The organism is Mesorhizobium sp. U510 (genome assembly GCF_059180695.1).
On sequence record NZ_CP180532.1, the window covers coordinates 2,317,889 to 2,329,063 of the forward strand.

The following is an 11,175-nucleotide window of genomic DNA, read 5'->3' on the forward strand; positions in this document are numbered from 1 at the left end:
CCTCGGTTCGGTGTCTGAAGCAAGCGCAGCATCAGCACGGCTAATTCGGCCATGGAACAATGTCTTCTACAAAAACGACGTCCCCCAACATAGCCATTAGCATCGCGTGCTCACTCGCCTTGGGGTTCTGTGCGGCAAGTCTGTACGCAACCTTCCGCCACGGGGGTAGCGGCGAGGCTCTGATGGCGTTTGATGTCCGTGCCTTTTGGTTTGAGACGCCCTTCTATTTGGGTTTCGCAACCCCCGTTTTCTATCAGGGCGCGGCTATCGTGCTCTCGACATCCGCGGTTGTCTTGCTGATTCAGCAGTTCGTATTGCGCCGCAAGCTCGAACACCACGGGACCGCTCGTTGGGCTCGAGTGGACGAAATGCGACGCACGGGATATCTGCGACGATACCGTGGCGTGACAGGGCCGGTCTTCGGGAAGACGAGTGGTCCTTTCTGGCCTGGCTATTACCTGACCAATGGCGAGCAGCCTCACAGCCTCATCGTTGCGCCGACCCGCGCTGGCAAGGGTGTCGGCATAGTCATTCCAACGCTACTTACATTTAAAGGCTCTGTGATAGCTCTGGACGTCAAGGGGGAGCTCTTTGAGCTCACATCGAGGGCGCGTAAAGCCGCAGGCCACGAAGTGTTCAAATTCGCGCCACTGGATTCAGAGCGGCGCACAAACTGCTACAATCCACTGTTGGATCTCATAGCACTGCATCCACAGCAGCAATTCACCGAAGCCCGCCGCTTGGCCGCGAACCTGATTACGGCCAAGGGGGAGGGGGCGGAAGGTTTCGTCAGCGGCGCGCGAGATATCTTTGTCGCGGGGATCCTTGCCTGCATCGAGCGGGGCACGCCAACAATCGGCGCCGTCTATGATCTGTTCGCTCAGCCGGGGGAGAAGTTTAAGCTCTTCGCGCAGCTCGCCATGGAGACCCGGAACAAAGAGGCACAACGCATCTTCGACGACATGGCGGGGAACGATACAAAAATCCTAACCTCCTACACGTCCGTGCTCGGCGATGGCGGGCTCAACTTGTGGGCGGATCCGGCTGTCAAGGCGGCTACAAGTCGCTCGGACTTTTCGGTCTATGATCTTCGCCGTCGCAGAACGTGCATCTATCTTTGCGTTGGTCCGAACGACCTTGAGGTGATCGCGCCTTTGATACGCTTATTTTTTCAGCAAACCGTTTCAATTCTACAGCGGTCGCTGCCCCGCCAGGACGAAAAGCACGAGGTTCTCTTTCTGCTCGATGAGTTCAAGCACTTGGGGAAGCTGGAGGCGATCGAGACCGCAATTACGACTATCGCGGGCTACAAGGGGCGTTTCATGCTCATCATCCAAAGCCTTTCGGCACTAACGGGGGCTTATGGAGAGGCTGGTAAGCAGAATTTTCTCAGCAATACCGGACTGCAAGTGTTCATGGCCACGGCCGATGATGAGACTCCGAACTACATTTCCAAAGCCATCGGTGAATACACGTTTGAAGCCAAATCGATTTCCTACAGCCAGTCGCGAGCGTTCGACCGGAACATTCAGAATTCGTTTCAAGGTGCGCCGCTGCTGCGTCCCGAACAGGTTCGGCTGCTCAATGACGAGTACGAGATTGTTCTCATCAAAGGTCTGCCGCCATTGCAACTGAGGAAGGTGCGATATTTTTCGGACCGCATCCTTAAACGCATCTTTGAAAGCCAGACAGGCGCCCTCCCGGAGCCGGCACCCTTGATGGAAGCTCATCCAGATGACACTGACGGTTAAGCGCCCGTCTCGCGTATCCCGTCCCTCGGCGATCAGAAACTCCACTACAGGTGAACGGCTATGGGAATTTGCATCTCCAAATCCTCCGGATCAACTCGACATGCCACATATGACACGGAAGAGTCGCCGCGAGAATCCACGGCAGCGCTGAAGGTCTCCGTGGGCACGCCTGCCGACAGGTTGCGGCGGGGCGGAGATGCGCCTCTGGAGCCACATCAGATCCAGCAGGCCGCCTATCATATGGGAGCGTGTGTCGTCGGTGACGACGTCACCAGCCCGATAAGACTCGCGACAGCGGGGCAAACAGTTCACGACGTTCGCCTGCTGCTCAAGCATGGCCGGGGAAACGTTAAGGTGGACGACATTCCCTCTCACGGCCACAACAGCATCGGATCGTCGGTTGCAATGATGGGAGCAGACGACAACATTAAGGTTGCAGTGGCCGTAGTCATGGGAGCGGCGTGCTGCAATCAGACCGCTCCCCTTTCCGCTATCGTCCACGCCCCACACATGGCGGCCGACGAGCGGAGTATGACCTCTAGTGCTTCCGTGTCAATGAAAGAGATAACCGACAAAGGTGATGAGATCTCAGTCAAGGCGGGTCACATTTGGAACGAACTGCGGCGCGGAAGCCGCGACCCGAGGTCGACCGTGGTTATGGATGCCTGGGCCAACGGTCCCGCTGTTCGGTTGAAAGACAGCGCATGGAGCGGAGTGCCGGTCAAGGAAGGTCATTGGTCGATGGACAAAAGCACCGCCGAATTCCTGAAAAACCGTGTTGAGGGGTTGATTCCGTTCGTGCATCCGGACACAAATGAACAGACTGCCAACGATTTGCGCCGGAAGCAAAACGCACCCGTATCGTGGAAAAAATATGCAGAAGTACAAGTGATCTCACCCGAGTTCGCTGATAGTGTACGCAACGCATTGTCCCGTATTCCTGAAGACCAACAAAAGGAAATCGCATCACTGATGATTCAGGGAGCCTACGGAATGGATCCTTCCTCGCGCACGCACCAAGACGCAGTGGAATCAGTTCTGGTGGCCGCCAACCAACTGGACTCGCTGCCCCGGCCTCCTGTCGCGCCGCCGGAATTGGCGGTGTATCACCAGTTCGACGCAAATCAACAGGCCCAAGCTCACGCAGTTCCCGGCATGCAAGATATCTTGCCGCACATGCCTCCGCCGCGGCATGCAGTAGAGGAACGGAATGCGAATTTGGACGACCACATAGCAGGTATTGCGGCTTCAGTCCGTGATACAGTAGGCCCGCAAACCTCCCGTCAACAGCTGCGGCGGGGTGGTGAAATCGGGCAGTCCCTAAGTCACCCCTATGATCACGCCCGCGAGGATCTAATGGCTGCCTCCAGAAGCAGAGATCGCTCCGGCCGTTGAGGTCTCGGCCATGGTAAGTGACGGTTTCTCCTCGAATCCCGTTCACGGCCTTGCCAGCCAGGCGCGAACGTTCGATTGGAACATTCAGAATTCGCATCAAGGTGCACCGCTGCTGCGTCCCGAACAGGTTCGGCTGCTCGATGAAGACTACGAGATTGTTCTCATCAAAGGCCTGCCACCATTGCAATTGAGGAAGGTGCGATATTTTTAGGACCGCATCCTTAAACGCATCTTCGAAAGCCAGACAGGCGCCCTCCCGGAGCCGGTACCCTTGACGATAGCGGACGAGGGGCTCTCGGCAGAATCTCAACTCGATGACCCGCTGCGTGAATTGGCGCAGGATTTTTGACGATACAGTTTGATGTGAGGCTAGTGTGGACCCGCGAAATAGTAATCCATCCCGTGTAACAGCTTTGCCGCAGGTGCAGGACGCCAGCTTGGAAGAGGATCAAGCGGTCCAGGCCAGGCAAGTGGGCGTTGAGCAGCACCTTGCCGAGGCCCGGAGGCTGTTCGATCAAGCTGACGAGTCGCCAACCAATCCAGAGGAGCTTCAGCGACTGGACCAGGGGCTCCGCGAAGTGCTTCAGCAATGGCAGGATGAGCAAGCCGCCTCGCCTTCTTTCAGCGCTGAGGTTCCCGAGGCGCTCCGGCCGCTGTTCGATGATCGATCTCACCAGCCGCCAACCAATGCAGAGGAGCTTCTGCGAGTGGAACAGGGGTTCCGCGAAGTGCTTCAGCAGCGGCAGGATGATCAAGCCGCCTCGTCTTCGCTCAGCAACCCAGGGATGCGTGCTGGACCGGAGGACCCCAATAGAAGCGTGTCGGAGGCTTTCGCAACATCTGGGCACGCCGGAGTTCAGGCCGCCGCCCCGCCAGTCTTGGCTGCCAGCCAACAGCAGATCCGGCCCTCGCCGGATGCGCTCGACCAGGGCAACCACCTGCCACCCCAGGGGGGCATCATCAACAATGAACATTCCACACCGCTGTTGCGGCCAGCGGAGAGGCAGAGGGCCGTGGATAGGCCGCAAGCCGTCGCCATTCAGCAGCCGCTGAGCGAAATTGGCAATTCAGGCGGCCGCATGCCGATGCAGCCCCCCATGCAGCAATTGGGTGAATTGCCATTGCAAGGGGTACCGGTTCAAGGGACAGGGTCCGAACACATCGGAAGGCTGCATGCGGGGGCCGCGCCCTCAGCAAGGTCCGAGGCGCCCCCGGCTGCGATCGAGGACTCCATAAATGTTTCGTTCGCCGTCCCCAAAGACTTCTCCCATGGGACTCAACGCGTCCCAGACGCGATGCTCCCTTTCTTGGACCGCCCTGGCCCCTTGCCGGATGCTGGCCAAGCGCGGCAAGCGGGCTTTGAGCAGCACGTGGCCGAGCCGCGCCGAGCCGACCCCGTTGCGAGTGGCGCCCGTGCTTCCCGTTATCACCATCTGTCCGGCGAACACCGGGACCTTATTGATAGAGCGATCGCCCACTCCCAGGAAAAATATAGCGAGACCACGGCCCGAAAATACACGTTTGCACTTCGCCGGTTGGCGAATGATCTCAGCGCTCGTGGCCAAGCGATCGATCTAAGAAATCACAAATCCCTGGTCGATCACGTCGGTGCTTTCTTTCCGAAAGACGTTGATATGAAGAGCGCGTTGAAGGCCCTGCGTGCGTATCATGAGCCGGGCTATTCAGCGACTGCTGGCGGCCCTGCTGCCAGCTATCCCCATCTGTCCGCCGAACACCGGGACGTTATTGACAAGGCGATCGACCGCGCTGCGGCTCAGCAAAACCAGAGCGCGGACACGCTGCGAATATACTCGAATGCGCTTCGCCGATTGGCGAATGATCTCGGCGCTCGTGGCCAAGCGACTGATCTAAAAAATCACCAATCCCTGGTCGATCACCTCGATACTTTCTTTCCGAATGACCAGAACATTAAAACGGCGTTGAACGTCCTACGTGCGTATCATGATCCGGGCAATGCAGCGACTGGCTGGTGGCCAGCGGCGGTGCCGTCAAAGGCAGATGCGCGTATCCTGGAAAAATTAAGCAGTGACAGCGGGTTGGCCTTAAGCACCCGTGTCGTCTATGGTCGTCTTCTTCGCAGATTTTCTGAGGAGCTTGAGAGTCGGGGCCAGACGATCTCTGGGCTGGATCACAATTCGCGGACCGAACTCGCCGAGGCGTTGTTTCCAGGCAACAAGAAACTCCGCTTGGCGCTGCAGCGGGTTCACAATGCGGAGGTTCCCGAGGCCTTGCGGCCGCTGTTCGATAATCGAGCTCACAAGCCGCCAACCAATCCAGAGGAGCTTCTGCGACTGGAACAGGGGTTCCGCGAAGTGCTTCAGCAGCGGCAGGATGATCAAGGCACCTCGTCTTCTTTCAGCGCGGAGGTTCCCGAGGCGCTCCGGCCGCTGTTGGATGATCGATCTCACCAGCCGCCAACCAATCCAGAGGAGCTTCTGCGACTGGACCAGGGGCTCCACGAAGTGCTTGAGCAGCGGCAGGGTGATCAAGCCACCTCGCCTTCTTTCAGCGCTGAGGTTCCCGAGGCGCTCCGGCCGTTGTTCGATGATCGAGCTCACCAGCCGCCAACCAATGCAGAGGAGCTTCTGCGACTGGAACAGGGGTTCCGCGAAGTGCTTCAGCAGCGGCAGGGTGATCAAGCCGCCTCGCCTTCTTTCAGCGCTGAGGTTCCCGAGGCGCTCCGGCCGTTGTTCGATGATCGAGCTCACCAGCCGCCAACCAACGCAGACGAGCTTCTGCGACTGGAACAGGGGTTCCGCGAAGTGCTTCAGCAGCGGCAGGGTGATCAAGCCGCCTCATCTTTGTTCAGCAATCCAGGGATGCGTGCTGGACCGGAGGACCCCAACAGAAGCGTGTCGGACGCTTTCGCAACATCTGGGCACGCCGGAGTTCAGGCCGCCGCTCCGCCAGTCTTGGCTGCCAGCCAACAGCAGATCCGGCCCTCGCCGGATGCGCTTGACCAGGGCAACCATCTGCCACCCCAGGGCGACATCATCAACAACGAACATTCCACAGCGCTGTTCCGGCCAGCGAAGAGGCAGAGGGCCGTGGATAGGCCGCAAGCCGTCGCCATTCAGCAGCCGCTGAGCGAAATCGGCAATTCAGGCGGCCGCGTGCCGATGCAGCCCCCCACGCAGCAGTTGGGTGAATTGCCATTGGAAGGGGTACCGGTTCAAGGGACAGGGTCCGAACACATCGGAAGGCTGCATGCGGAGGCCGCGCCCTCCGCAAGGGCTGAGGCACCCCCCGCTGCCATCGAGAACTCCATAAACGTCTCATTCGCCGTCCCCAAAGGCTTCTCCCATGGGACTCAACGCGTCCCAGACGCGATGCTCTCTTTCTTGGACCGCCCTGGCCCCTTGCCGGATGCTGGCCAAGCGCGGCAAGCGGGTTTTGAGCAGCACGTGGCCGAGCCGCGCCGAGCCGAACCTGTCGCGAGTGGCGCCCGTGCCACCGGCTATCGCCATTTGTCCGACGAACACCGCGACCTTATCGATAAGGCGATCGCCCACGCTGCGGCTCAGCAAAAATATAGCGAGAGCACGGTCCTAAAATACAGGTATGCACTTCGCCGATTGGCAAATGATCTCGGCGCTCGTGGCCAAGCGACTGATCTAAAAAATCACCAATCCCTGGTCGATCACCTCGATGCTTTCTTTCCGAAAAACGATGATATGAAGAGGGCGTTGAACGTCCTGCGTGCCTATCATGAGCCGGGCTATTCAGCGACTGTTGGTGCCCCGGCTAACCGCTATCCCCACTTGTCCGACGAACACCGGGACGTGATTGATAAGGCGATCGCCCATGCTGAGGCTCAGCAACACCATAGCGCGCCGACGCTGCGAATATACTCGAATGCGCTTCGCCGATTGGCGAATGATCTCGGTGCTCGTGGCCAAGCGACTGATCTAAAAAATCACCAATCCCTGGTCGATCACCTCAATACCTTCTTTCCGAAAGACACTGACATAAGGGATATAAGGCCGGCGTTGAACGTCCTGCGTGCGTATCATGAGCCGGGCTATTCAGCGACTGGCCGGTGGCCAGTGACGGTGCCTTCAAAGGCAGATGCGCATGTCTTGGAACAAGTGACCAGTGACAGCAGCTTGGCCCCAAGCACCCGTGTTGTCTATGGTCATAGTCTTCGCAGATTTTCTGAGGCGCTTGACAGGCGGGGCCGGACGATCTCTGGGCTGGATCATGATTCGCGGATCGAATTCGCCGAGGTGTTGTTTCCAGGCAACGATTATCTCCGCTTGGCGCTTGAACGGGTTCGCGATGCGAAGCCTGCGTCAGACAGGATCGTGGCGGACGCTTTGGCAGCGGCCGGCTCTGGGCACGCCGGAGTTGAGGCCGCCGCCCCGCCAGCGTTAGCTGTCAGCCAACACCGGCCCTGGCCGGATGCGCTTGACCAGGGCAACCTCCTGCCACCCGAGCGGTTCATCATCAACAATGAACATTCGACGGCGCCGTTGCGGCCGGCGGAGAGGCAGGGGACTGATAATCCGCAAAGCATCGCCATTCAGCAGCCGCCGAGCGAAGGCGGCCGCGTGCCGATGCAGCCCCCCATGCAGCAGTTGGGTGGATTGCCATTGGCAGGGGTACCCGTTCAAGGCCCAGGGTCCGAACACATTGGAAGCCTGCATGCGGAGGCCGCGCCCTTTGCAAGGTCTGAGGCACCCCCCGCTGCCATCGAGAACTCCATAAACGTCTCATTCGCCGTGCCCAAAGGCTTCTCCCATGGGACTCAACTCGTCCCAGAGGCGATGCTCTCTTCCTTGTACCATTATGGCCTCTTGCCGGACGCGGACAAGCCGGAATGGAACTACGAGATTAAAGGCCACGGCTACACCGCCCGGAGGCCAGAGGAGGGTAATGACGTTTGGCTCCTCCATCGCGGAGCGATAAGGGAAGCTGGAGCGGCAGCAGTACCGGCAAGGGCTCCGGGACCCGCCTTGCCAGCGACCGCCAGGCTCTCAGACACCCATCTCGGTGTTCCGTTGGTCGATCTGACCACCTCCTCCGATGCACACATCGAAGCCCTTCCGTCAGGCTCGTCCAATCTCCCCCGGGGGGCGGTGCTCGGGGCCACCGAACTGCTGGGCGACGAACATATCCAGAGGGATTACGAATTCCTCGAGCAGCAACTGCAGCAGGCCGATCCAGCGCTCGCCGCCCGGACGCGGCTGGTCGATCCGTCGGTCTCCCATCTGCTGCGCCACATGGAGCAGCAAGACGCGCGAGGCACATTGCAGTCGATTTATGATCGAAACGCCGGCCCATCCGACTTCCTGTTCGTGCCAGTGAACGATGGGGTGGGTATTGACCGCGGCACCCATTGGTCGCTGCTCCTCGTAGATCGCCGCGATCCGGAAAGAGCGGTCGCCTATCACTACGACTCCATCCAGCAAAATGAACAGCGATACAACGACGCGCCTGCACGAAAGCTCGCTACAAGACTGGACGCGACCCTGGTAACACCCGACATGGCGCAGCAGAAAAACGCTGTTGACTGCGGCGTCTTCGTGGTGGACGGCACGCGCGAGCTGGTTCGTCGATTGGCGAACGAAGAGCGGCCAGACCAGCAGCTGCCGCTGCACCTCAACTACCTCGTCGCCGATCGGCAGGCGCTGCAAAACCGACTGAGAGAGGGGCGCTTGCCGCACGAGCTTGCCGCAAGCCCTGCCGAAGCTTTGGCAGCAGCCGGGTCGCAGGTGCAACACGCCGCCTTGCAAGAGCAGCAAGCCAGACAGGTCGCGCCAGCGCCGTTGGAACGGCACTTGGGCCAGACGCGCGAGGCCGAGGACAAGCTGACGAGTACACTGCACAGGAGCAACCGCGTGAACAGCGAGGGCGTCATCATCAACACTGAACGTTACACAGCGCCGTTGAGACCAGCGAAAAGGCAAAGGACTGACAATTCGCAAAGCCTCGCCATCGGGCGGCAGCCGAGCGAGGCAAACACAACGTCCATCGGCCAAGCCTCCGATCAAGCCCGAGCGGACCTCATGGCTTCCTTCAGAAGCAGAGAGCGCTCCGACGCTGGGCGTTGAGCTCGACGGCTAAGCAGAACAGCTCTTTTGGCGACGGAGAGGCTGATGCGATCTCCGGACCGGTAGCTCTCGCCGAAATTGATCAGACTGGCACTGTTGGAAGGCGATGTAGGCCTGGAACTCGCCGATCGCCAGCGAGGCGCTGAGACGATCGCCCACCTCAATAAGATCGAGGACGATATCCGCGGCCGATCGGCCGATGAAGGCCGTGCGACGCGTCGGGAAAATAGCCGCGCTATTGTCGCCATCTTGAACCTTGGCTGCGTGAAAGCTCGGCCTGATCGGTCAGAAGACCAAGGTTGCCGAGGCAATCCGCTACACGCTCTCACGCTGCGAAGGCCTCTCGCGCTTCGTTGACGACGGTCGCACCGAGATCGACAACAACACCGTCGAGCGCTCAATCCGTCCGCAAGAACGCGCTCTTCGCCGGCTCGAACCGCGGTGCCGAACACTGGGCAGTCATTGCGTCGCTGATCGAAAGCTGCAGGCTCAATGGTGTCGAGTCACTCGGTTATCTCGCCGACGTCCTCACCACCAGGATCGTCAACAGCCATCCCAGCCAGATCGACGAGATGCTGCCTTGGGTCCGACATCCAGGCGCCGAGCTAAAGGCCGCCAGAAAACACCGCCACGCTTCATCAGCCTCGTCAGCCAATCTCCAGAATAGCTCCTGTCACGCGGCCAAGGTGCCTCCGTAGCTAACGTCTACGTCAGCGTTGAAGAAATACCCTGCACCACGGCATGTCTTGACTAGCCTTGGATTGGCCGCATCAGCCTCCAGCTTTCGGCGCAAGCGCAAGATTAGGACATCGATACTTCGATCGTAGACCTCTTCTCCACGCACACGGCTCGCGAGCAAAAGCCGTTCTCTGGATAGGACATTGCGGGGGTTCTCCAGGAACGCGATCAGCAGGTTGAACTCACATGCGGTAAGCTTGACTTCGCCACGCTCCGCACAGATCAGTCGCCGCTGCTTGACGCTGAGCTTCCAGGCTCCGAACCGAAATGAGCGATGATCTTTCGTTCGCGGACTGGAAATGCGCTGGCGTAGCCCTACTCGAATGCGGGCCAAGAACTCGCGCAGCCCGAAAGGCTTGGGGATGAAATCGGTTGCGCCGAGCTCCAGCGCAACGACTTTTTCCGCCTCATCAAGCCGGTCGCCGCTGATCACTATGATGGGTAAATCCGATTTTGTCGCCAGGTTGCGGACGATGGCAAGCCCATCCTCCCGGCCTAGGTTGAGGTCAACAACCACGAGATCGACTGGCTCATGCGATAGAACGTAGTTAAACTGCTTGCTATCGTTGACTGCGGTCACCTTCAAGGCATGCATCATGAGATACTGGGAGATGAGGCGTCGCATTGCGGCATCATCGTCAATGACAAGAACATGTTTCAACGGCTCACCTTCAATCTTGAATCCCCTTGTCTAAAGCTGTTGCCGAGCAACCCTTGGGGCACCGACGCAGAACAGCTGCCCCTTGCTACCACTCGCGGGTGCGTGCGGCCAATGTGAGGCCGTTGCTCGGCCTGGTCTTTTCATCCACAGCGAATTGACCGCATCCAGGCAGCCGGTGGCCACCACACATCTGCAAGCGCCGGTGTGACCCTGCCGTGTGGTCCTTCGCTTATTCGCGAGCTCCGCCGTTGGTGCAGGCCTGCCAACACCACTTGATTACGACGGCACGGACGCTCGGTCGCTTGCCATGTCCTTGCATCTTCTTCGCGTTTCTGGCGCTTGCGGACCTGGATCACCTCGAAATCCTCCCGCTCGTGCGTGCGGCTCGGACGCGGTGGAGCAGCGCGGCGTTTGACTGATCGCAGAGGCGGTTGGCCGAAGAACGGCCGTGATTCGCTATAGTGACCTTGTGCCAACGGTATGTCTCCTGCCCAAGGCAGGTCATTGGGAGGTGGCCGGCGGCGCCAATCCTGGTCCGAGCGATCGGCAGGTCCGG

The 11,175-nt window shown here is 59.5% G+C and carries 4 protein-coding genes and 2 pseudogenes; 5 read left to right on the forward strand and 1 reads right to left on the reverse strand.

Going from position 1 to position 11,175, the window contains the following annotated elements:
• Positions 1 to 59 precede the first annotated feature (59 nt).
• From virD4 to ACLGL5_RS13070, 5 genes and pseudogenes are all read left to right on the forward strand, one after another.
• Positions 60 to 1,751 carry a type IV secretion system ATPase VirD4 gene (virD4, locus tag ACLGL5_RS13050; RefSeq protein ID WP_069091234.1) on the forward strand — a complete coding sequence of 564 codons (1,692 nt, stop codon included), beginning with the start codon at positions 60 to 62 and terminating at the stop codon, positions 1,749 to 1,751.
• A 354-nt stretch (positions 1,752 to 2,105) separates the two neighbouring features.
• Complete coding sequence (locus ACLGL5_RS13055) at positions 2,106 to 3,146, forward strand: type III secretion protein (RefSeq protein WP_245307067.1); 1,041 nt, start codon at positions 2,106 to 2,108, stop codon at positions 3,144 to 3,146.
• 55 nt (positions 3,147 to 3,201) lie between these two features.
• Positions 3,202 to 3,495: pseudogene (locus tag ACLGL5_RS13060) on the forward strand (type IV secretory system conjugative DNA transfer family protein); the annotation flags it as partial.
• A 64-nt stretch (positions 3,496 to 3,559) separates the two neighbouring features.
• Positions 3,560 to 9,220, forward strand: a complete 5,661-nt coding sequence (locus ACLGL5_RS13065; protein WP_436251097.1) for a Ulp1 family isopeptidase — start codon at positions 3,560 to 3,562, stop codon at positions 9,218 to 9,220.
• A gap of 121 nt (positions 9,221 to 9,341) precedes the next feature.
• Positions 9,342 to 9,804: pseudogene (locus tag ACLGL5_RS13070) on the forward strand (IS66 family transposase); the annotation flags it as partial.
• 89 nt (positions 9,805 to 9,893) lie between these two features.
• Here the strand turns inward: ACLGL5_RS13070 and virG are convergent.
• On the reverse strand, positions 9,894 to 10,619 hold the full coding sequence (gene virG, locus ACLGL5_RS13075; RefSeq protein WP_027033428.1) for a two-component system response regulator VirG: 726 nt from the start codon (positions 10,617 to 10,619) through the stop codon (positions 9,894 to 9,896).
• Positions 10,620 to 11,175: the final 556 nt, after the last annotated feature.

Excerpts from the sequence above, each read along its gene's own strand:
- virD4 (WP_069091234.1), top strand. The coding sequence starts at position 60 with ATGTCTTCTACAAAAACGACGTCCCCCAACATAGCCATTAGCATCGCG.